The organism is Lachnospira intestinalis, assembly GCF_040095895.1.
GTDB classification, from domain to species: domain Bacteria; phylum Bacillota; class Clostridia; order Lachnospirales; family Lachnospiraceae; genus Lachnospira; species Lachnospira intestinalis.
On sequence record NZ_JBBMFS010000010.1, the window covers coordinates 21505 to 43893 of the forward strand.

General features: G+C 41.2%; 25 protein-coding genes and 1 pseudogene. 24 read left to right on the plus strand and 2 right to left on the minus strand.

What is annotated here, in order from left to right; genetic code table 11:
- The first annotated feature begins 54 nt into the window (after positions 1 to 54).
- The 8 genes from WMO37_RS11260 to WMO37_RS11295 all read left to right on the plus strand — a co-directional run bounded on the left by WMO37_RS11260 (position 55) and on the right by WMO37_RS11295 (position 6501).
- Positions 55 to 1248 (plus strand): hypothetical protein, encoded by a 1194-nt coding sequence (locus WMO37_RS11260; RefSeq protein ID WP_349155062.1) that lies wholly within the window; start codon positions 55 to 57, stop codon positions 1246 to 1248.
- 164 nt (positions 1249 to 1412) lie between these two features.
- Positions 1413 to 2291 (plus strand): hypothetical protein, encoded by an 879-nt coding sequence (locus WMO37_RS11265; protein ID WP_349155063.1) that lies wholly within the window; start codon positions 1413 to 1415, stop codon positions 2289 to 2291.
- On the plus strand, positions 2284 to 2907 hold the full coding sequence (locus WMO37_RS11270) for a hypothetical protein (protein ID WP_349155064.1): 624 nt from the start codon (positions 2284 to 2286) through the stop codon (positions 2905 to 2907). Before WMO37_RS11265 ends, WMO37_RS11270 begins: the two co-directional genes overlap by 8 nt.
- On the plus strand, positions 2907 to 3416 hold the full coding sequence (locus WMO37_RS11275; RefSeq protein ID WP_349155065.1) for a hypothetical protein: 510 nt from the start codon (positions 2907 to 2909) through the stop codon (positions 3414 to 3416). Before WMO37_RS11270 ends, WMO37_RS11275 begins: the two co-directional genes overlap by 1 nt.
- A gap of 51 nt (positions 3417 to 3467) precedes the next feature.
- Positions 3468 to 4154, plus strand: a complete 687-nt coding sequence (locus WMO37_RS11280; RefSeq protein WP_349155066.1) for an ATP-binding cassette domain-containing protein — start codon at positions 3468 to 3470, stop codon at positions 4152 to 4154.
- A 54-nt stretch (positions 4155 to 4208) separates the two neighbouring features.
- Positions 4209 to 5375 (plus strand): hypothetical protein, encoded by a 1167-nt coding sequence (locus WMO37_RS11285; protein ID WP_349155067.1) that lies wholly within the window; start codon positions 4209 to 4211, stop codon positions 5373 to 5375.
- A gap of 25 nt (positions 5376 to 5400) precedes the next feature.
- Entirely contained in the window at positions 5401 to 6117 is a 717-nt protein-coding gene (locus WMO37_RS11290; protein WP_349155068.1) for a LytR/AlgR family response regulator transcription factor, read from the plus strand.
- A gap of 21 nt (positions 6118 to 6138) precedes the next feature.
- Entirely contained in the window at positions 6139 to 6501 is a 363-nt protein-coding gene (locus WMO37_RS11295; protein ID WP_349155069.1) for an accessory gene regulator B family protein, read from the plus strand.
- Between the two features lie 163 nt (positions 6502 to 6664).
- Here the strand turns inward: WMO37_RS11295 and WMO37_RS11300 are convergent, their stop codons facing one another.
- Positions 6665 to 7279, minus strand: a complete 615-nt coding sequence (locus WMO37_RS11300) for a hypothetical protein (RefSeq protein WP_349155070.1) — start codon at positions 7277 to 7279, stop codon at positions 6665 to 6667.
- 259 nt (positions 7280 to 7538) lie between these two features.
- On the opposite strand from WMO37_RS11300, the gene WMO37_RS11305 reads away from it, so the two are divergent.
- The 3 genes from WMO37_RS11305 (at position 7539) to WMO37_RS11315 (ending at position 8824) form a co-directional block, all read left to right on the plus strand.
- Positions 7539 to 7808: a type II toxin-antitoxin system RelB/DinJ family antitoxin gene (locus WMO37_RS11305; RefSeq protein ID WP_022431779.1), complete on the plus strand. Its 270-nt coding sequence runs from the start codon at positions 7539 to 7541 to the stop codon at positions 7806 to 7808.
- Positions 7808 to 8089: a type II toxin-antitoxin system YafQ family toxin gene (locus WMO37_RS11310; RefSeq protein WP_022431780.1), complete on the plus strand. Its 282-nt coding sequence runs from the start codon at positions 7808 to 7810 to the stop codon at positions 8087 to 8089. Before WMO37_RS11305 ends, WMO37_RS11310 begins: the two co-directional genes overlap by 1 nt.
- A gap of 108 nt (positions 8090 to 8197) precedes the next feature.
- Positions 8198 to 8824: a flavodoxin family protein gene (locus tag WMO37_RS11315; RefSeq protein ID WP_022431781.1), complete on the plus strand. Its 627-nt coding sequence runs from the start codon at positions 8198 to 8200 to the stop codon at positions 8822 to 8824.
- A 240-nt stretch (positions 8825 to 9064) separates the two neighbouring features.
- Here the strand turns inward: WMO37_RS11315 and WMO37_RS11320 are convergent, their stop codons facing one another.
- On the minus strand, positions 9065 to 10465 hold the full coding sequence (locus WMO37_RS11320; RefSeq protein ID WP_349155071.1) for an MATE family efflux transporter: 1401 nt from the start codon (positions 10463 to 10465) through the stop codon (positions 9065 to 9067).
- A 157-nt stretch (positions 10466 to 10622) separates the two neighbouring features.
- On the opposite strand from WMO37_RS11320, the gene WMO37_RS11325 reads away from it, so the two are divergent.
- The 13 genes and pseudogenes from WMO37_RS11325 to WMO37_RS11385 all read left to right on the plus strand — a co-directional run bounded on the left by WMO37_RS11325 (position 10623) and on the right by WMO37_RS11385 (position 22360).
- The gene (locus WMO37_RS11325) at positions 10623 to 11495 is read left to right on the plus strand and encodes an AraC family transcriptional regulator (RefSeq protein ID WP_227089946.1); all 873 of its coding nucleotides are present in this window, start codon (positions 10623 to 10625) and stop codon (positions 11493 to 11495) included.
- An 82-nt stretch (positions 11496 to 11577) separates the two neighbouring features.
- Positions 11578 to 12441 carry a 4-(cytidine 5'-diphospho)-2-C-methyl-D-erythritol kinase gene (ispE, locus tag WMO37_RS11330; RefSeq protein WP_227089947.1) on the plus strand — a complete coding sequence of 288 codons (864 nt, stop codon included), beginning with the start codon at positions 11578 to 11580 and terminating at the stop codon, positions 12439 to 12441.
- Positions 12442 to 12471: 30 nt separating this feature from the next.
- Positions 12472 to 13140 (plus strand): GntR family transcriptional regulator, encoded by a 669-nt coding sequence (locus WMO37_RS11335; protein WP_022431785.1) that lies wholly within the window; start codon positions 12472 to 12474, stop codon positions 13138 to 13140.
- A 212-nt stretch (positions 13141 to 13352) separates the two neighbouring features.
- Complete coding sequence (spoIIR, locus tag WMO37_RS11340) at positions 13353 to 14012, plus strand: stage II sporulation protein R (RefSeq protein WP_022431786.1); 660 nt, start codon at positions 13353 to 13355, stop codon at positions 14010 to 14012.
- 112 nt (positions 14013 to 14124) lie between these two features.
- On the plus strand, positions 14125 to 14943 hold the full coding sequence (gene murI / locus WMO37_RS11345; RefSeq protein ID WP_227090122.1) for a glutamate racemase: 819 nt from the start codon (positions 14125 to 14127) through the stop codon (positions 14941 to 14943).
- An 8-nt stretch (positions 14944 to 14951) separates the two neighbouring features.
- Positions 14952 to 15419 (plus strand): YwiB family protein, encoded by a 468-nt coding sequence (locus tag WMO37_RS11350; protein ID WP_022431788.1) that lies wholly within the window; start codon positions 14952 to 14954, stop codon positions 15417 to 15419.
- 22 nt (positions 15420 to 15441) lie between these two features.
- Entirely contained in the window at positions 15442 to 16773 is a 1332-nt protein-coding gene (locus WMO37_RS11355; protein ID WP_022431789.1) for an MATE family efflux transporter, read from the plus strand.
- A gap of 100 nt (positions 16774 to 16873) precedes the next feature.
- Positions 16874 to 18616 (plus strand): methyl-accepting chemotaxis protein, encoded by a 1743-nt coding sequence (locus tag WMO37_RS11360; RefSeq protein ID WP_349155072.1) that lies wholly within the window; start codon positions 16874 to 16876, stop codon positions 18614 to 18616.
- A 105-nt stretch (positions 18617 to 18721) separates the two neighbouring features.
- Complete coding sequence (locus WMO37_RS11365) at positions 18722 to 18973, plus strand: hypothetical protein (protein ID WP_022431791.1); 252 nt, start codon at positions 18722 to 18724, stop codon at positions 18971 to 18973.
- Between the two features lie 267 nt (positions 18974 to 19240).
- A pseudogene (locus tag WMO37_RS11370) lies at positions 19241 to 19867 on the plus strand (amino acid ABC transporter substrate-binding protein); the annotation flags it as partial.
- Between the two features lie 156 nt (positions 19868 to 20023).
- Complete coding sequence (locus WMO37_RS11375) at positions 20024 to 20668, plus strand: amino acid ABC transporter permease (protein WP_264473948.1); 645 nt, start codon at positions 20024 to 20026, stop codon at positions 20666 to 20668.
- A 73-nt stretch (positions 20669 to 20741) separates the two neighbouring features.
- The gene (locus tag WMO37_RS11380; RefSeq protein ID WP_227089949.1) at positions 20742 to 21500 is read left to right on the plus strand and encodes an amino acid ABC transporter ATP-binding protein; all 759 of its coding nucleotides are present in this window, start codon (positions 20742 to 20744) and stop codon (positions 21498 to 21500) included.
- Positions 21501 to 21517: 17 nt separating this feature from the next.
- Positions 21518 to 22360, plus strand: coding sequence for a M15 family metallopeptidase (locus WMO37_RS11385; RefSeq protein WP_227089950.1), 843 nt, complete (start codon positions 21518 to 21520; stop codon positions 22358 to 22360).
- Positions 22361 to 22389 lie beyond the last annotated feature (29 nt).

Sequence of the window (22389 nt, forward strand, 5' to 3'; positions counted from 1 at the left end):
CATATAGTGGTTAGGTGCAAAAATTTTACTGTTAAATGTAAAGGGGCTGATTTTATGTCAAAAAGAAAAATAAGCTATATTATCGGTGGTATCTGTATAGCAGCTTGTGTTGTTGTGGCAGGAATATGGTTTCTGAACCGCAACAAAGTCAAAGATGATGCGGTAACGGTGGATATCCGGACAGATACGGTGTCAGCCGGTGAAAATGAGGAGAGCAGTTGGAATACAGATGTACACGGTATTGCCAAAGCGGAGGGCGGATATTATTATTTGCAGATGAAATCAAAGGGAATGTGCCTATATTTTTATGATGAGAGCGTGCAAAGGTCTATTGCGGTGTGCAGTAAGGCAGAATGTAATCATGGCGATGTGCAGTGTAATGCCTTTTTTCTGACATCAGAATATCTGTCATCGCCGGTTCATTATTATCAAGGAAACATTTATATGATAAAAGTAAAAAACGGAATGGGTGTGCTGACAAAAATCCAGCCGGACGGCAATGAAAGAGAGGAAATCTGTGAATTGTTTCCAAATGCAAATGTGACATCTGTCAGTATGGTTTTTCATGATAATGCGGCATATGTGTATGACCATACGGGACATGCAGGCAGTGAGCAGGAACAGGATGAAACGATTAAAAAAGTTGAACTGGACACAAAGAAAAGTGAAGATATATACACTTACCGCGGTACGGGAAGTGCAATTTCCGGGGCAAGAAGCTTTGGCAATAAATTATTTTTTAAAGTCAGAACATATGAAATTAACAAAGATACGTTGAAGCAGTCGTTTCAGTATCAACTGTATGCGTATGATTATGACACAGGAACGGTACAGACAGTAGCAGAGGGCAAAAACATATCGGATTACTATGTAGATTTGCAGAATAACATTTTATATTACTATGTTATCGGAGAGGGGCTGTATCAGTGCAGGCTGGATTCATCAGAACAGAAACTGATATATAAGGCAGATGCCATGATTGCCGTTGCTTCATTGTCATTTGACGGCAGGTATCTGTATATGGGAAATGGCGGCATCGGCAGTGCCACAGATGCCAAAAGTGCAATAGACAGAGTGGTTTATGTATTGGATACCGACGGAAATGTATGCAACAAAATCAATATGCAGAGCAATATGAAGCTGTACTACGGTGATGCGGATTATCTATTTGCAGAAAGCGGTGACAAGGTATTTTATATTTCCAAAGCTGATATTCTGACGGCGCAGGAGTGGGAAGAACTGGAGTAAACACACAAAAAAAGGTGCAGTTCAAGACTTGTTGATTTGTAATAGAAATATAGCATATATCATCAAAAATAATCAGGTAATTGTTATCGCAGGCTATGTTATTGTAAATTGATGTATTTAAATTAAGGTGAAAATCAGGAAATACATAAGAGGAGGGGAAAGCAGTGCAGCTGACAAAATACAGGGCATTTGGAAAATTCCGGGTTATACAAATGACGGTTTCGTTATTGAGTATGCTCATATATTGGGGATTTTCATCAGGAATAGTTGAAATTTTGTTTAATTATAATAAAAATTCCGTTGATTATAATGCTCAAAAGGCAGAACAGGTACGCCACGATATGTTGGAGAGCAGTATGTATCTGAGCGAATATATGAATATACAGGGATACACAACAACGATTATGTTCATTCTGATGCTTGCTGTGCTGATTTTGTTTTATCAGGAAAAGAACGGATTATTTACGTTTCGATATGTCCGGGGAGAAAGCCAGAAGAAGGTAATTCTTTCAACGATTTTTCAGTATTCGTGGATAAATGCGTTGTGGTATTACATTATTTATATCTTCTATCTGAGTATCGGGTACTGCATTATGGGAAACCGCATGGAATATATACCGAGAAATACATTTGACGGCATTTTTGGTGAGGGTTTTAGTGCGGCAAGTCCGTATTTGTATTATATGGTTCAGGGGATTCCTTCTATATTAATGGGAACTTTTGTTTATACATTGTTTGGCTGTGTGATTGCACTGTATTGTAAGAAAAGCTATCAGGCATTGCTTTGGATGCTGGGATATTTTTGGGGAACACAGATTGTATTGGAATTTTTCCGGTGCACATTTTTAAAACAGCAGGCAGGACTTGCATGGTTTATCGGAAAATTTGAACCAACATTCCTGTACGGATTTTACGGTTATGTATATCATAATCCAACGATAAGAACAGCATTACAGACAATGGATTCACTTATTTTACCGGTACTGTTATCCTGCGGTCTGCTGATTATTTTCTTTAAAAAAGAGGAAAAAATAAATGCGTAACAAAAAATATTTCATTGTACTGTTTATTTTTATAGCATATGCCATTTATGACTTTGGCGGAATGGCATTTACAGATGGACTGTATTCTCCGCTGGTTCTGTATGGGTGCTATATATTTTTAATGGCAGATAAAATGAATGAATTAACGGCAATGTCGATTTACAGGTATCGTTCTGTTAAGAATTTATATATTCAATATATGAAAAATCAGATGATGTCAGCATGTGTCTATCTGGCAGTATTTTTTGCGGCAGGAATGATTACAGGCGCTGCCTCCGCGGTATTTGACCGTGGATTTTTTGTATCATGCGGTGCAATGATAAAATTTCTGATTATCAGTTATGTGAATCTGCTTATCATCGGATTTTTGCAGCTGGTTTTAAGAATTTTGCTGGGGAAAAAAGGCGCAGCAGGGGCATTAGTGCTGTATTTGTTTATCTGTGTATTAAAATTTATGGCAGGCAGACCGTTTATCCAGCCATTTATATTGGATACGGCATACTATAGGTGGAAATGGATTGCAGCGCCAAGAACCGTGATAAATTACGGATTGTGCGTTCTTATTGTCATAGGACTGGCATATCTGCCCTATAGACAGGATAGGAAGATTCGGTGATGAAAAAATGTTTATCAAAAAAATATATTAAATACATAGGAAGCCTGTGTGCGGTGTGGGCGGCGCTTTGGAATGTATTTCTGCTTGGAGTGTCACTGGAAAAATCCGGTCCGGCAGCAGACAGTACATTATTACAATGTATTTTGGACAGTGAAAATTATGCACACGACTTTTTTACGCGGCAGTTCTGGTTCATCAGTGTGTTTGTATTTTATATGGCAGTTTATTTGGTCATATTTTTATTTCTACAGCATGAATCCGGAAAATACCGTTCAATGAAACTGCATCGGTATGGGAAAAAGGGGTATCTGAACCACTGCGAAAGCAAAGTCCTGCATGGCAGTCTGTATGCGGTACTGCTTGTTGCCACAGGGCTGGCAGGGATTGCTTTGTTCGGACGCATTACAGGCGCGGTGGAAAGCCTGTGCGGTATTTTAATATTAATCGTGTTGAATACGGTAACAGAACTTGTTGTGAGAAAAAAGATAAAAACAATGGATTTGTGCTAAGACAGAGAAACGGTGCGGCGGTCTTACCGTAAGAGCAGACGGAGTGCCGTTTTGCAGCAGATTTGTTTAGATTTGGAAATGAGGGTATATATGGGCGAAGTGATTTTAAAGATAGAAAATGGAACAAAGAAATTTAAAAATGAGCTGATATTTCAAAATGTAAGCATGGAGTTTGAAAAGGGCAATAGTTACGGATTTGTAGGACCAAACGGCTGCGGAAAAAGTGTCTTTTTTAAGACGTTGTGTGGATACTCCCTTTTGACAGAAGGACAGGTCATTTACCGGGGAAAAATTATCGGAAAAGAGCAGGATTTTATTGATGATGCAGGAATTGTCATCGAAGAACCGGAGTTTATAAACAGTTTGTCCGGTCTTGAAAATTTAAAAATTCTTGCGGAAATCCAAAAGAAAATTTCAGAAGCGGAGATTATAGAGGTTTTAAAACAATTTGATTTATATGAAGACAGAAATAAAAAGGTTGGAAAATATTCTGTCGGAATGAAGCAGAAGTTAAGACTTGCGCAGGCAGTGATGGAAAAGCCACAGGTGTTGATTTTAGACGAGCCGATGAACGGACTGGATAAAAAGTCGGTAAAAAAGGTCGAAGACATTTTAAAAGCATTTGTTGAAAACGGCGGAACACTGCTGATGACCAGCCATATAGAACAGCAGGTGGAAGCGTGCTGTAAAATTGTGTATGAAATTGACGGCGGGGAGATTTTGCGGGTGACGGATTGATGTTAAAGCTGACATTCTGACGGCATAGGAGTGGAAAGAACTGGAATAAAAAGTATGAAAAAGAAAAAAATAGCATTTATAACAGGCATTGTGGTGGCGGTAGTATTTTTAGGGGGAATTGCCACATATGTATATGTATTTAAAAACAATCATTCAGCATCGGAAATTAAAGACGGTGTAACGGACACGCAAAGCAGCTGGAATACAGACACACATCACATTGCGGCTGGAAATGGAGGATATTATTATACACAATATGATGCAGACGGAAAGATAAGATTGTATTATACACAGGTAGAAAATGAAAATGGAGTTGTGTTATGCGCACTGCCGGAATGTACCCATAAAACGGATGCGTGCAGAGCGGTACTTTCAGGAGAGGCATATCAATTTGGAACGGTATATTACTATAAAGATTTTTTATATGTAATCCATAAGAAAGAGGGGATGGGCTATTTGTGTAAAATAGATTCAGACGGAAGCGGAAGGGAAGATGTATGCGCTTTATTTGCAATGGACAAATTTTCGTCTGTTTCATTGGTTTTTCATGAAAATGATATTTATGCGTATGACAGCGTGGGAAATGCCGGAGGAAGTGAAAATCATGTTCAGGAAATAAAGAAAATATCAATAGGGGATTATACAGTGTCAACAGTCTATGAATACAGTGGAGTTGGTGCGGCGATTACAGGAGCAAGAGATTTTGGCGGTTATCTGTATTTTATTGTAATGGAATATCGGCTGGATATGGATAGTAAAACGCATTATGCCGATGAACGGTTATACAGATATGATTACGGAAATGGCATAGCGGAAAAAGTAATTGACAAGCAGGTATCGGATTATTTTGTGCTGGGAGATACATTGGTTTATTTTGAAAGTGGTACGGGATTGTATGTTTATGATTTTAAAACACAAAAAGAAACTTTAGAAGTACAGGCAGATAAAAATATACTTGTTGCCGGTATTTCTTATGACGGTCAGTATTTTTATTTGGATAATGCCGGAATGGGAAGTATGACAGACGCAGCGAGCCGTATAGAAAGAGTAATCTATGTGTATGACAGGAGTTTTAATTTAATCAGGGAAATAGACTGCGGAAAAGACTGTACAGGAGTTTATTTTGGAGATGAAAAGTATCTTTTTATAAAACAACTGGATACAATCTGTTATATAAAGAAAGAAGATATTTTAAATGCGGAATGGGTACAGCTTAAATAAATTATAATAAACGGGGAAATTAAAAATGCAGGAAACAGCGGTAAGATTTGCAATATGTGATGATGATAAAGTGTATGCGGAAAAAATGAAAGCATTGATATTACAGACCTTTCATCTGCCGCAGCCGGTTGAGTGTGTCATTTATCTGAATCAGGAACAGATTTTAAAATGTTATCGTGAAGATAAAATTGATATTATTTTTATGGATATTGAGTTTGGCGATACCATAGGATTTCAGGTGGCACGACGGTTAAGTATGCAGGATTCACAACTGGCGGTTGTATACATGACCAATTATGAGCATTATATCACAGAAGCCTTTGTATGCAGACCGCTGGGGTTTATCAGAAAAAGCCATGCAGAGGACGATTTGCAAATTGCAGGGCAGGAAATCCGGCGCTTCATCGGGCAGAAATACAGCCGGTTTGTGTTTGGCGGCGGAGCAGCAGTCGTGGAAGTTCCGCTGTATAAAGTCTATGCGGTGGAAATCTACGGACACGATATGGTGATACTGCTGGAGAACGAAAATATCCGCGTGCGGGATAAGCTAATGCGGGTTGAAGATGAGCTGGAAGCACATGATTTTGTAAAAATAAGCCGAGGAAGAATGGTGCATTTAAAATATGTCACAGCGATTGAGGGGAAAACGGTACAACTGCATGAGAACTACGAATTTGCAGTGAGTGCAGACAAAATCAGTATGCTCAAAAGCCGGTGGCTTGCATACAAAATGCTGCATTAGAAGGGAAAATTATGACAGCCTTTGATTCATTTATTAATTTACTGCAATGCTGCATTTGTACTGACCTATCTGTTGACTGTCGGCATATGGATATTTTGCAGAGTGCATGATTTAAAAGTGGCAGTCTGGTTTATTCTGCTGGGTGCATATATAATAATGGCGGTGCTTGCACCGGTTGAAAATAAGAATAAACCATTAGATGATGAAGAAGTAAAAAAGTACAAATGGAAAAGCATTGTAATTTATTCGGCATTTATTATGGTAGTTCTTGCGGCAGATATTACGGGTGTTTTTTATGAGGTCTGCCTGTACATTAAAATTATATTAATTATCATAGTGGTTCTGATGGTTTTAGGAAAATTTAAGGAAAATCTGACAGAATAGAGAAGACAGTAATAGAAGTAAAAACCTCCGGCAGCAGAACGACTGTATTCCCGAAATATTGGAAATATACAGTCTTAAAAGTGCTGCCGGAGTTTTAAATTTTAAAAATTATAATTTTTAATAAGAAGCGGCATTGCCGTAAAACATAGCCTGAATGTGTGATTTATTTGAGCAAATCGGCAGTTGTGGCAGTAGAGCCGTTTTCCTTAAACCAATTGTCAAATTTATCCATAATAGCGCTGTGCGTATCGCTTGAAATAGAAGGCAGCTCCTGACCCCATGATTTGGTAGCAAGGGAGAATCCTTTTTCCACAGCCTTTACCATTTTTTCCATTTGCTTTTCATCACCGTTTGAAAGAGCAAGTGCAAATGAAAAAATACGGTCTGAAGTCTGATTAACACCCCAGTAGCCGTCTTCGGAAATGTCTTCCTTTGCCTGGGCAATCGTATCGGCATCCGCAGTAAAATTACCGCTTGCAAGAACCTTCCACATATCATCGGCTGTACCGATAGCAATACCCTGTTTTTGGAACATCTGTGTAACAAGGGACTGCATCTGTGCAGAACGTTTTTCTGAATCAGCTTTTAACTGGGCAACCAGTGCGGCATTTTTTGTCCGTTTAGAAGAAGCACTGACGGTTGTTTCGTAGGTAGCACCGGCTTCGGATTTGTAAGCGGATTCTTTAGAAGAAGCTGTTGCCTTATCTGCTTTCTGAACCTTTTCAATCGCTGTTGCAGCAGTAGCTGCATAACCTGCATTAATTCCATTTAAACTCATTATAAACCTCATTTCTGCACACCTTTTCGCTGCTCAAATTCATACCGGGTGTGCGTGGTATAAATTTTACTGCCCTCCGTGGCGACGCATTTGCAGTATTTTTGCTTCTATTTAATATATCGGACAGGACAGGGGAAAAATCAAGCCCAAATTGATATTATAAAAAATAATACAAATGATTGACAATGTAAATCAAAAACGTATAATATAATTATAAAAACAGCATATAATAATGTTATTTAAAAATGGAGGTGTTTTTATGGCAACAGTACCGACACAGGTAAGAATTGATGAGAATTTAAAAAAACAGGCGAGTGAACTTTTTGCACAGTTGGGAATGGATATGTCCGGGGCAATGAATATTTTTTTAAGACAGTGTGTATTAAGAGGTGGACTACCGTTTAGCGTTGAACTCCCACAGTATAAGCCGGAAGTGTTAGAAGCAATGGAAGAAGCAAAGAAAATCAGTAAAGACCCTGATACAAAGAGATATAGCAGTTTGTCGGAGGCTTTGGAGGATATTGATTAATGCAGTATGAATTAATACTTACCGGAAAATTTAAGAAAAGTCTTAAACTTGCAAAGAGGAGAGGTTTAAACTTAGAATTATTAGATGAAGTGGTTACGATGTTACAGAAGAATATTCCGTTGGAGGAAAAATATCGTGACCATGAGTTAAAAGGAAAATATCAGGGATTTAGAGAATGCCATATCCAGCCGGATTGGTTACTGATATATTTAAAGGAAAATGATGTTCTTACCCTGACCTTGGTTGATACCGGTTCACATGCGGATTTATTCAATATGTAATCTGATGTTTGTCATAATCCGTTTACTTTCCCACATAGTATTGGTAAAATACAGTTGTTTACAAATTTACAAAATCAAAGATGCCAGAATGGCAGAAATGGAGGAATTATGAAGGTTTTATTAATCAACGGAAGTCCGAAGAAAGAAGGATGTACATATACGGCTTTAAAAGAGGTGGCAGATGAACTTGAAAGAAACGGTGTGGAAACAGAAATTTTTCATATCGGAACAGCGCCGGTAAAGGGCTGTATGGGCTGTGGTTACTGTGCAAAGACAGGAAATCATCAGTGTGTATACAATGACGATACTTTAAATGAAGCAATTTTAAAGGCAAAGGATGCAGACGGTTTTGTATTCGGTTCACCGGTACACTACGCATCGGCTTCAGGGGCGATTACGTCATTCCTTGACAGATTGTTTTATGCAGGTTATCCAATGGCACACAAGCCGGGTGCGGCAGTAGTCAGCTGCAGACGCGGCGGCGCAACTGCGGCACTTGACCAGTTAAACAAGTATTTTACGATTGCGCAGATGCCGGTTGTTTCATCAAATTACTGGAATATGGTGCATGGCAATACACCGGAAGAAGTCTGTCAGGATAAAGAAGGTTTACAGACGATGCGTATTTTAGGTCGGAATATGGCATGGATGTTAAAATGTATCGAAGCCGGAAAGAACAATGGTGTGGCAGTGCCGGAGGCAGAGGCGAAGGTGAAGACGAATTATATACGGTGATGGATTTTTATATCCGCACTCCTCAACGTGTTACTTGACTTCGTCGTGCGGATATAAAAATCTGTGAGGAGTGTGGCAGCCCGGGAGAGGAGCAGGAGGTACGCCCTATGGGGCTGCCTCCTGCGTTTTGTATTTGTGGTACAGGTCTATTTTGGGATATATAAGTACAAAAAGAATCCCCGCCAGCGCTGAGGGGGGATGCGCCAACGGGGATATATCGAAATAGGGGAAACTGGCTAATTAAGTTGCAGACGGGTCTGGCTCTGCACTTTTTTCAATCTTTACAGTGCGGTGTTTCCAAATACCTGTCCAATATAAAATGTAGAGTATCAATGCGGAAGTCGCATTACTTACTACTACGGCATACCAGATACTTTCAACGCCCATATGCAGGAGTGTTGCACACACCCACAGGGTAAGAAAACGAAATACCCAGATACGGGACGCATCAACAATCATTGTTATCATCGTATGCCCGCAACCCTGAAATAATCCCTGGGTTACGTTATAAAATGCGTTTGTCCAGCAGCAGATTGCCATAATGGATAAGAAATCCGTGGCAAGCGGGACAACTGCATCGTCCGAAGTAAAGAAGCGGACGATTGGCTCGGCAATGAAACGTCTGGATAAAATCATGCCGCATACAAATAAGAAAACGGCTCCAATCCGTAATGCGATGTGATAAGATTTATCGGTACGTTTAATATTACCGGCTCCGAAATTCTGCCCAACAATGGTCGATATGGCTGAGCCGATACCGTTGGCAGGCATGGTAATAATGCTGTTTATTTTATTGCCGATTCCGTAAGCAGTTGTAGCGGTTGTTCCGTATGCATTGACATTTTTTGTCATCAGCAGAAAACCAAACTGCATTGTACTTCCACCGATTGCCGTTGGAAGACCGATTTTCAGAATCGAAAGCATTTTTGTCTTTTCAAAACGGAATCCTTTAAAATTAATCTGAATCAGCTGTCCCTTGCGGGTTAATACATATAGTGCCAGAACAGCACTCGGAATCTTTGCAAGCAGTGTAGCCAGTGCCGCACCACTGATTCCCCAGCCGAATTTCATCAGAAATAACGGATCCAGTATCAAATTTATGGATACACCCAGTACATTTAAAAGCATTGGACGAACCGTGTCACCCTGCGATTGTTTAACCGCTGTATATATATTTATCATAAAAAGGAATGGTAAGTCAAGTACTACAATGCGTAAATATGAAATTCCGTACAAAAAAATATTTCCTTCGGCACCTAACCAGCCGACAATACCCGGTGTAATACACCAGCAGACGGCGGCGCAGACCAGTGAAAATAGCAGGGAACACAAGCATACGTGGTTTGCCATGCTGTTTGCCTGACGGTCTTCCTTTGCACCGAGATACTGCGAAATTAAAATTGCACCGGCGGTTGTAAGCCCGGTACCAAAATTTATTAAAATATTCTGAATCGGGGAGACAAGCGTGATTGCTGCCTGTGATTCTGTTCCGATTCTTCCAAGCCAGAACGTATCCGTTAAGTTATACATTGACTGGATAAAGCTGTTTATCATGACCGGAATGGCAAGCATTAAAATTGCCTGTATCAGATTTCCGCTCAGAATCATATTGCGTCTGTCCGCGCTTAAAGGTTTTGACATAAGCCCCTCCTTTGTCCTAAAAACATAAAAATCATCTTGACAACGCAAAGATAATTTGTGACTATATAAATAGTAACATAAAAAACAGTAATTTCTACGAAAATATCGTTTAAAAATGCAATAAATACAGAAAAATTGTTTTAAAGGAGCGGATTGTATGAAAAAAAACAAATCAGAGAACATTCCGGTGGATTTTAGTATTTTAAATGACATGCCGACTGATTTTAAAATTGACAGAATTACAAGAGAAGCAGGATTTCAGATGAAAACCTCGCATGTACATCCGTTTTATGATATTACCTATCTGATCAACGGGGAGTGTACCTGTTTTGTAAATCACAGTATTTATAAGCTTTCAAAGGGCGATTTGATTATTATTCCGCCGGGGGATATTCACAGAAGTACCTTTCACGGAAAGATACCGGTGGAGCGGTATGTGTTAAGCTTCCGCGAGGAGGAATTAAACTGGATACGAAGTCTTATTGGCGATGAGATTGTATCAAAGAGTTTAAAAACCGGTGTGATTTCAATTCCAAGCAAGCGGCGTGATTACATTGAAGCCCTTTTAAATAAGCTGCTTTTTGAAAGTGAAGGACAGGATATTTTATCGCCTGCATTTATCCAGGCGGGACTGCTTGAACTTCTGCTGTTTATGATACGTTGTCAGCAGTACGAGAATAATGTCTATAAGGAAATTGATGTGGATAATCAGCTGATGCAGGAGATTGCCACCTATATTTATGAGCATTACGATAAGAAAATAACGCTTGATGATATGGCAGAGCGGTTTCATATCAGCCGTTCCTATCTGTCAAAGAAATTTAAGCAGGCAACCGGCTTTGGGTTTAAAGAATACCTTGTGAATGTCCGTATTAAAAATGCGTGCCGTCTGTTACTTGAAACGAATCATTCTATTACGGATATTGCATTTGAGTGCGGTTTTAACGACAGCAATTATTTTGGGGATGCGTTCCGTAGAATTAAGGGCATAGCACCTAATAAATACCGCAGAAACAAAGAAGCAATCTGATAAATATTACTTGCATTTAAAAAGTTGATTTTATATAATAAAACTGTGTATACAACATACAAGAAACAATTTGGAGAAAATCATGGATAGTATTAGATTGAAGGCAAGAGCAAAGATTAACTTAGGGCTGGATGTTTTGGGAAAACGCGAAGACGGTTATCATGAAGTGCGCATGGTCATGCAGACGATTGGCATTTACGACAGGCTGATTCTGACAAAGATTCCCGAAGAGGAAATCCGTATCACGTCCAATCTTGCATTTTTGCCGGTCAACGAAAATAACTTGATTTATAAAGCAATCAAATTATTAAAAGATGAATACCACTTTCCGGGTGGCGTTTCCGTGGATTTGAATAAGTTTATTCCGGTTGCGGCAGGCATGGCGGGCGGCAGTACGGATGCGGCATCGACGATGTTTGGTGTGAACAGGCTGTTTGGACTGAATCTTTCTATGGGAAAGATGATGGAACTGGGGGTGCGCTTGGGTGCAGATGTTCCGTATTGTGTCATGAGGGGAACGGCACTGGCAGAAGGCATCGGAGAAAAGCTTACACGAATCACACCTGTACCGCATATGTGGATTTTAATTGCAAAACCGCAGATTAATGTATCCACCAGGCTGGTTTATGAACAGCTCGATATGGGCGGCATACAAAAGCACCCTGATATTGACGGAATTATCCGGGCAATTGAAGCACAGGACGTTGTGCGGATTGCACAGTCTATGGGCAATGTCCTTGAAAATGTAACTGTGCCGTTATATCCGGTGATTGAAACAATTAAGCAGGATATGCTCTCCCACGGGGCAATTAACGCAATGATGAGCGGAAGCGGACCGACTGTATTTGGCATTTTCCCGGATGAGCAGACCACGCTTGCGTGCCAGGCATTTTTAAAGAAAAAAGGCGATGCCAGACAGGTATATATTACAGAGAATTTTAATTAATGATTATATAAAGAACGGAGGATCAGACAGATGAAAGGCGAATTAAAGATGGATGTCAACGATTATCTTCCTTTAAGAGATGTTGTCTTTAATACATTAAGACAGGCAATTTTACGAGGTGAAATGGAGCCGGGAGAACGTCTTATGGAAATTCAGCTGGCACAAAAGCTGGGGGTCAGCAGAACACCGATCCGTGAAGCCATCCGTAAGCTTGAACTGGAAGGACTGGTTATCATGATTCCGCGAAAGGGTGCCGAGGTTGCCCACATCACGGAAAAGGATATGAAGGATGTACTGGAAGTGCGCTCTACATTAGAGGAACTGGTCGTAGAGCTTGCCATTAAAAATGTAACCGATGAAAAGATTGAAGAATTAAAGTGTGCCAATAAGGTCTTTGAATCTGCAATCGTATCAAAGGATGCCGTGAATATTGTAGAAGCGGATGTGAAGTTCCATGATATTTTGTATTCCATGACAAACAATGCACGCCTCATACAGATTATCAACAATCTGCGGGAACAGATGTACCGTTACCGTCTGGAATATGTAAAAGATGCGAGAACACATTCTATTATTATCAGTGAACATAATGATATTATCAAGCAGATCCGTGATAAGAATGTACCGGTTGCAAAGACCGTGATTCATCAGCATATCAGCAATCAGGAAAAGGGAATCAGCAGGCTGCTGAATCATTAAAAATTAAAAATAAATGTATAGTCTGTGTTTTTACGGTAATACTCCATTTAGAACGAAAACGCCGGAATAAAAGATTTTTCACACGTCAAATGTAACCTGACGTTGGCAGCTTTGTGCCGCAGGCGCCACAAAGCTGCGCTTATCGCAGAACTTAAATAAATTCAGTTCGCGTTTTCTTCGGCATTAAAGTGCTTGTGGAATGGGGGAGTATTATGAGAAAGAAAAAACGCAGACTATCTGTATTTATAATGGTGATTTTAATTTTAACGGTTGGAATGGCAGGAATACGCACGGCAGAAGGATATGCGGCATGGCAGCAGGACAGTGCGGGCATTGCACAGGGGATTGCTACAGAGATTATCCGGTTTCATGTGCGGGCAAACAGTGATTCGGAAGCAGACCAGCAGTTAAAGCTTCAGGTGAAAGACCGTGTCGTTACATATATGGAGCCGTTGTTAAGGGAGTCACAGGATATTGAACAGTCCAGACAGATTTTAGAGGAACAGACGGAAAATATCCGTACACTTGCGTTAGATACCCTGCGGGAAGCGGGCAGTGATTATGATGTGGCAGTTTATTTTGAAAATAGTTATTTTCCGATGAAGTCATACGGCGATGTGACATTTCCGCCCGGAGAATATGAGGCATTCCGTATTGACATTGGAGCTCACGACGGAAAAAACTGGTGGTGTGTGTTATACCCGCCGCTCTGCTTTGTGGATACGTCTTACGGCGTGCTTCCGGATACCTCAAAAGATACTTTAAAGAATATTTTGACAGAAGATGAATATAATGCTATAACTAATACCCGGGTTGAGTACCGGTGTAAGTATTTAACCTTTTTAAACCGCCTGTTTGCGGAGAAAAAGTGAAAGCGTGCATATGGTTTTACGGCTGTGAGGCGGATTATTTGAAATGATGAATGAAAAGTATAATAAAGATAGAGAAAAGCCGCTCTGTGCGGCAGAATGGAGAAGAAATCCTATGGGAAGACAGGAGCCAATCGGCGTATTTGACTCAGGAGTAGGCGGACTTACCGTGGCGCGGGAAATCATGCGTCAGATTCCGAATGAACGGATTGTATATTTCGGCGATACGGCAAGAGTTCCTTACGGCAGTAAATCAAAAGAAACCGTGACAAAGTATTCCAGACAGATTATACGGTTTTTGCAGACAGAAAATGTAAAAGCAATTGTCATTGCGTGTAATACAGCCAGTGCATTTGCGCTGGATACCATGCAGAAGGAGTTTGACCTACCGATTATCGGGGTGGTAAAGCCGGGGGCAAAAATGGCGGCACAGACCACAAAAAACGGTAAAGTCGGTCTGATTGGGACGGAAGGCACAATCCGCAGCGGCGTTTATGCGGAATTTATCAAATCCTTTAAACCGGATGTAGAAGTTATCGGAAAAGCATGTCCGCTGTTTGTACCGCTGGTTGAGGAAGGCATGTGGCATGATACAATTACGGATCAGATGGCACAGCGGTACCTGGAAGGCTTAAAACAGCAGGATATTGACACGCTGATTATGGGCTGCACCCATTATCCGTTGTTACGTTCCACGATTCAGAAGACGATGGGTGAGCATGTCAATCTGGTTAATCCGGCATATGAAACGGCGATTGAATTAAAAAATGTGTTAGAACGGGAAAGCCTTGCCAATATTTGTGAGGTAGACAGTCCGTCTTCAATGTATCGTTTTTATGTCAGTGATGCAGCAGACAAGTTTAAGGCATTTGCCAATGCAATTCTGCCGTTTGACATTACCATGACACAGCAGATTAACATCGAACAGTATTAGGAGAAACCATGAAAGAAAAAGTATATATCAATATCAAGGGACTGCAGCTTGCTGCGCAGAATGTACCGCGCGATTATGAAGAGGATGAGGATGACCCGGTTGAAGTGATTAATGTCGGTCGTTACCGGATTATCAATGGCAAAGAATACATAAAATACGACGAGGTCTTAGAAGGAACGACAAAAAAATGTACAAGTACCATTAAAATTGCGGGAAATTCGGTTGAGGTTACAAAAAAAGGTCCTGTAACCGCACACCTGTCTTTTGTGCCGGGCGAAAAAACGATGACCTTTTACGAAACACCGTATGGTAATATCTACCTTGGCATTTTTTCGAGAAGCGTTGATATGCAGCGCACAGAGGATAAGCTGACAATCAGTATTGATTATGCGCTGGAGTTAAATTACGAACAGGTATCAGACTGTAAGGTAGATATTGAAATCAGTTCCAAAGGAAAATTTTCGCTGCTTTCATAGCGTTTTGCGGGAGGAGTTACAAATGTTATTCAGTAAAAAAGATTTACAAAAGCTCATCATTCCACTGATGTTTGAACAGCTGCTTGCAGTCAGTGTCGGCATGGTGGATACATTAATGGTCAGCCAGGCAGGAGAAGCTGCGATTTCAGGCGTGGCACTGGTGGATAATATTAACAGACTGATTATTCAGGTCATGGCAGCACTGGCAACAGGTGGTGCTGTTGTATGCAGTCAGTTTGTCGGAAAAGGAAAAGAAGAAGGCGCGAAGAAATCGGGCGCACAGTTAGAAACTGTGCTGCTCGTTTTTTCTGTCTGTATGACACTGCTTTCTTTAATCGGAACGAGAGGGCTGCTGCATGCGGTATTCGGAAATGTGTCAGAAGATGTTATGGACAGTGCAGTGCTTTATTTTACGGTAACATCGCTGTCGTTCCCGTTTTTAGGCATTTACAATGCGGGGGCTGCGATATTTAGAAGCATCGGCAACAGTAAAATCAGTATGCAGATCAGTCTGCTGATGAATGTGATTAATATTGTGGGAAATGCCATATTTGTATTTGGTTTCCACTGGGCGGTATTTGGTGTGGCACTGGCAACGCTGCTTAGCCGGATCGTGGCAGGCATAGTGATTACTCTGCTTGTCTGCGGAAAGACCAATCCAATCCGCATTGACAAATGGTCGGAATTAAAGCCGGACGGCAGTATTATTAAGAAAATTCTTGCAATCGGTATTCCAAGCGGCGTCGAAAACGGAATGTTCCAGATTGGAAAGCTTGCTGTAACCAGTATGGTTGCAACGTTTGGCACGGCATCAATTGCCGCCAATTCCGTAGGCTATACGGTGATTGATTTTGCCAATATTCCGGGAAATGCAATGGGACTGGCACTGATTACGGTTGTCGGACAGTGTATTGGTGCCGGTGAAAAAAAGCAGGCAAAGCAGTATACGAAAAAGCTCGTCGGACTGGCATATCTGGGTGACTGGATATGCAATATTGCGTTGTTTTTACTGGCGGGAACGATTGCAAAGTGTTTTCACTTATCACCGGAAGCCGTGCGGATTGCTGAGCAGATATTACACTGCTTTGCCGTTACATCCCTGTTTATCTGGCCGCTGTCCTTTACCCTGTCAAATGCGCTGAGAGCAGCGGGAGATGCAACCTTTACCATGATTGTAAGCATCGCTTCAATGTGGATATTCCGTGTCGGCAGTTCGTATTTCTTTGGCATCGTGCTGCAGATGGGTGTACTTGGTATATGGATTGGCATGTTTGTAGACTGGGGTGCAAGATCAGCACTGTTTGGCTGGCGGTTTTTAAGCGGAAAATGGCTTCAGAGGAAAGCATTGGCATAGGAAAATAGTCCGAAAAAAAGCTTCTGTTACTTGTTTTTTAATCCAGATTGTAATAAAATATAAATATTAATAGTCAGGATAAACGAAGGAGGACTTTGAGATGGACGACAAGGTATTGGAGAAGAAAAAGGGACTGAATCTGATGACAAAGATTCTTATTACGGCATTAATACCGCTGATTTTGATTGTAGTGCTTGCAGGTGTGTCAATTCATTCGGTCGGTTCAGTGGTTGCCAAAAAACTGGTCATGCATGAAATGCAGACAGCATCCTATGCATTGGAGATGACATTCGACAGCTTAGGCAGTGGTGATTACCACAGTGATGGTACAAATCTTTATAAGGGGAACTATAATCTGAACTCAAATAATCAGACAATTGACGATTTTAAAAAGAAGACCAATGTGGATGTAACCGTATTTTGGAAGAAGACACGTATGGTAACAAGCACTATTGACAAAGATGGGAAGCGTGTTACAGGGACTGCCATTCCGGACAGTGTTTATGATAAAGTAATGCAGGATGGAAAGTATTTCTCCGATAATGTGGATATTGAAGGTACAGAGTATTACGGTTATTATGAGGCTTTAAAAAATGCAGATGGCAGCAGTCAGGCAATTATTTTTACAGGAATGCCTTCAAGTGATGTAAAAGCAATTTATAAAAAACGTCTGGTTAACACAACGGTATTTATGATTATAATTACGCTGATGGCCTGTGCACTGCTTGCTGTGGTTATAACATTTATCGTGAAAGCAATTACAAAGGTAATCGGACATCTGGATGAAGTGGCAGATGGGGAAATGGATTTTAAAATCAGTGAAAAGCTTTTACAAAGAAGTGATGAAATTGGTAATATTGCGCGTTCAGTCCATACCCTGATAGGAGGGCTGGCTTCTATTGTTGTAAATATCCATCACTCAACAGGAGAACTGGCTGAATTTAAAGATGATTTTCAGAAAAAATTTGAAACGATTAATAATTCTATTTCAAATGTAAATGTGGCTGTGGATGAAATTGCAAATGGAGCGACAAGCCAGGCGGATGAAACGCAGAAAGTAAGCAGCCAGATTAATGATATGGGTGATGCCATTACAAAGACCTCCCAGAATGTCGATTCACTGACACAGAGTACTGAACAGATGAAGGAACATAATGAACAGCTGGATACAACCATTCAGGAACTGATGGCAATCAGTGACAGAAATAAAGAATCTTTAGCTGCAGTTTATAACCAGACCAATGAAACCAATCAGTCTGTTATGCATATTGGTAATGCCGTAGATATGATTACGGATATTGCAGGTCAGACTAATCTGCTTTCATTAAATGCGAGCATTGAAGCCGCAAGAGCAGGTGAATACGGAAAAGGCTTTGCCGTTGTTGCAGACCAGATCAGACAGTTAGCAGACCAGTCTGCCAATACTGCAAAAGAAATCGGTGAGATTGTTGCAGAATTGATTGAAAATTCCAATACCAGTGTGGAAACCATGGGGGTTGTCCGACAGGAAATGACCGGACAGTATGAAAAGTTAAATACTACAAAAGACATATTTGAGCATTTGAATGAAGAGGTAAACAATGTAGTAACAGCCATTGAAAGTATTTCTACGGAAGTGGAATCCTTAGATAGATTAAAGGGAGAGGTACTCGGCAGTGCAGAAAGTCTGGCAGCGATTGCCCAGGAAAATGCGGCAAGCACCGAAGAAACATCTGCATCTATGGTGGAACTCGGTGAAATTGTCAACGACTGTAACACAAAGACCAAGCAGCTGGTTGACATTGCAGACAGCATGGAAGAAAACGTACATAAATTCCATGTCGCAAGCATCATCAAAGGTTAGCTGATGTTTTATAATACCGTGAGGAAATGACGATTAGAAAATGTTGGATTTTTTGTGAAGAGTGTGCTATGATAGCCAAAGAAATGGAAGGAATGGTGATAGGGCATGAGTGAGTTTAGTACCGCTGAGATTCATACCAATGAACGTCTGCTTCGTTCAGATGTGACGTTGGAAGAATGCAAAAAAATAGAAAAAGTGTTGCGCAAGAATAATATTTCTTATTTTGAAAAGTGGAAATTTCACACAGGGCTGTTTCATGTAATCAGCAGCCGTAAAAATTCCAAGTGTGATATATACATTCATTCAGATTCCATCGAAAGGGCAAAGCAGGCACTGGGAATCCAGACAACAAAGTAGTTTGTAGTACAATGATGTGCGGCAGTTTTGAAAGAGGATAACCTTTTAAAAACTGCCGCATTTTGATTATTGGAAAAGAATTCCGTAAGGTAAAATGCGGTACAAGAGCCGATTTAGCAGCCGGGCATGCCTGCTGTGAAGATAAAGACAAAAAGGGATTGGAGAAACAAAATGAAAAGGCAGATTTTAAAAGCACTTACAGTATTGCTGATAATATCGGCATTGACAGGCGGCATGGCAGCCTGTGGCAAAAAGGAAAAAGCGCAGATGTCAGACGGAACCTTTACGGTTGGCTTTGATGCGGAATTTCCGCCGTATGGTTACAAAGATGAAAGCGGCGAATATGTCGGTTTTGACTTGGACCTTGCACAGGAAGTCTGTAACCGCAATGGCTGGACACTTGTAAAGCAGCCGATTGACTGGGATTCAAAGGACATGGAATTAAATTCGGGAACCATCAGCTGTATCTGGAACGGATTTACAATGGACGGCAGGGAAGATGAATATACATGGTCTTCTGCCTATGTGGATAATTCACAGGTGGTTGTTGTAAGAGCCGACTCCGGCATTACAAAGCTTTCCGACCTTGCTGGAAAAGTTGTTGTTGTACAGGCGGATTCCTCTGCATTGGCAGCATTTACGGGAGAAGATGCAGAAGAAGCAAACCGTGCGCTTGCGGCAAGCTTTCAGTCCTTACAGCAGGTGTCTGATTATAACAGTGCGTTTATGAATCTGGAATCCGGTTCAGTCGATGCGGTCTGCATGGATATCGGTGTCGCAAAGTACGAACTGGAAGCCCGAGGCAGCAAATATGTGATGTTAAATGAACACGTATCTTCCGAGCAGTATGGCATCGGTTTTAAAAAGGGCAATACCGAATTAAGAAATCAGGTACAGGAAGCGTTAAATGAAATGCTGGCAGATGGTACATTTAACGAAATCGCACAGAAGTGGAAGCTGGAAGAAAGCGTATGTCTGGGACAGAGCGGTGCAGATGAAGTGCTGCTTGCCGAAAACGGACAGACACAGAAGAAAAATTCTGTTGCACAGCTGGGAGAAATCATTGTGCAGTTAAAAAACGGCATGTTTGCCACACTTGGTATTTTTATTCTCACACTGGTGTTCTCACTGCCGCTCGGACTTGTGATTACATTTATCCGTATGAGTAAAGTAAAGCTTTTACAGTGGATTGCAAAGATTTATATTTCAATTATGCGTGGTACGCCGTTGATGCTGCAGCTTCTGGTTGTATTTTTCGGACCATATTACCTGTTTGGCATTTCACTGTCATACTCGTATCGTTTCTATGCAGTTATTATTGGTTTTGCATTAAATTATGCGGCATATTTTGCAGAAATTTACCGCGCCGGTATCGAAGCTGTTCCGGCAGGACAGTATGAAGCCGCCGAGGTGCTGGGATATTCAAAGACACAGACCTTTGTACGTATTATATTCCCGCAGATGGTAAAGCGGGTGATGCCGCCTGTAACCAATGAAGTGATTACCCTGGTAAAGGATACATCGCTTGCCTTTGCACTGGCATACACAGAAATGTTTACGCTCGCAAAACAGGTTGCGGCAACGAATGCAAGCATTATGCCGCTGTTTGTAGCCGGTGTATTTTACTACATTTTCAACTTCTTAGTTGCATGGATTATGGAACAGATTGAAAAGAGCATGCAGTATTACAGATAAATTATAGATAACGTATCTGCGGATTGCCAAAAAGGCAGGCGGCAGGAAGCGTCTGCGGAAATGAGGAATTAAGATGAAATTATTAGAGATGAAGCATGTCGGCAAAAGTTTTGGCGAGCTTGAAGTATTAAAAGATATATCAATGGAAGTGGAAGAAGGCGAGGTTGTAGCAATTATCGGACCATCCGGCTCCGGAAAATCAACTCTGCTTCGCTGTGCAACCCTGCTTGAAACAATGGATAAGGGTGTTTTGAAATACTGTGGGGAAGCGGCAACGGATAATGCGGAGAGAGAAGCCACCCATTACGTATCCAGACAACAGCTGGCACAGTTAAAGAATAATTTTGGACTGGTTTTCCAGAATTTTAATCTGTTCCCGCATTATTCGGTTTTAAAAAATGTGACGGATGCGCCGATACATGTGCAGAAGCGTGACAGGGATGAAGTCTATAAAGAGGCAAGGGAGCTGCTTAGAAAAGTAGGACTTGCAGAAAAAGAAAACAGCTATCCGGGACAGTTATCCGGTGGACAGCAGCAGCGTGTGGCGATTGCCAGAGCGCTTGCCATGAATCCGAAAATGCTCTTTTTTGATGAGCCGACTTCGGCACTGGATCCGGAAATTACAGCCGGTATCTTAAAGGTACTGCGTGAGCTGGCACAGGAAAAAATGACGATGGTGATTGTAACGCATGAAATCGCATTTGCAAGGAAAGTGGCAGACCGTGTTATTTTTATGGACAGCGGTGTGATTGTCGAGCAGGGAAAGCCGGAAGATGTCATTGATAATCCGGATAATGAAAGAACAAAAGCATTTTTACAGAAGCTATCCTAATATGAATCGGAGGAATTATGGGTACAAAACCGGTAAGAATAGATAACAGAAAACGTGAAAAGGCACGCAGGCGCAGACAGACTGCCGCGGCGCGGGCGGCAGTGCTTGCAGCAGCGCTTGTGCTTGTGGCAGTGCTTGTAGTGGCTGGCATTATAAGACATCATAAAAAGACACAGACGGTGCAGAATGATACTTCTGCACAGACGGTATCACAGACAGAAAACGGTACAGATACTGTGCAGGGTCAGCAGACATCTCAGACAGAAGCAGCCGGAGAAACACTTGCAGGCACACAGGTACAGAGTGTGACGGCAAAGGGCTATGCCATTCAGGTGGTAGACGGTGTGACGTATATCGGCGGCGTGATGATTGCCAATAAGTCTTATTCCCTGCCGGAAAGCTATGCACCGGGTGATTTGCTGCCGGAAGTCAAAGAAGCCTTTGCAGTCATGCAGAAAGCCGCTGCCGCACAGGGCTTAAATATTTACATTTCTTCAGGTTACCGCTCATACAGCCGTCAGCAGACACTGTATAACAATTATGTAAAGAGTGATGGAAAGGCACTGGCAGATACGTATTCGTCAAGACCGGGATATTCGGAACACCAGACGGGACTCTGCTTTGATTTAAATACGATTGATGATTCCTTTGGCAATACGAAGGAAAGTGCATGGCTGGAACAGCATGCACAGGAGTACGGATTTATTATCCGTTTTCCAAAGGGAAAAGATGCACAGACCGGCTATCAGTATGAGCCGTGGCACCTGCGTTACTTAGGCATTGACATGGCAACAAAGGTGTATAACAGTGGACTTTCACTGGAAGAATATTTAGGAATTACGTCAGAGTATGCCGACTAGTGTGAAAAATCCATAAATGAAAGATTTTT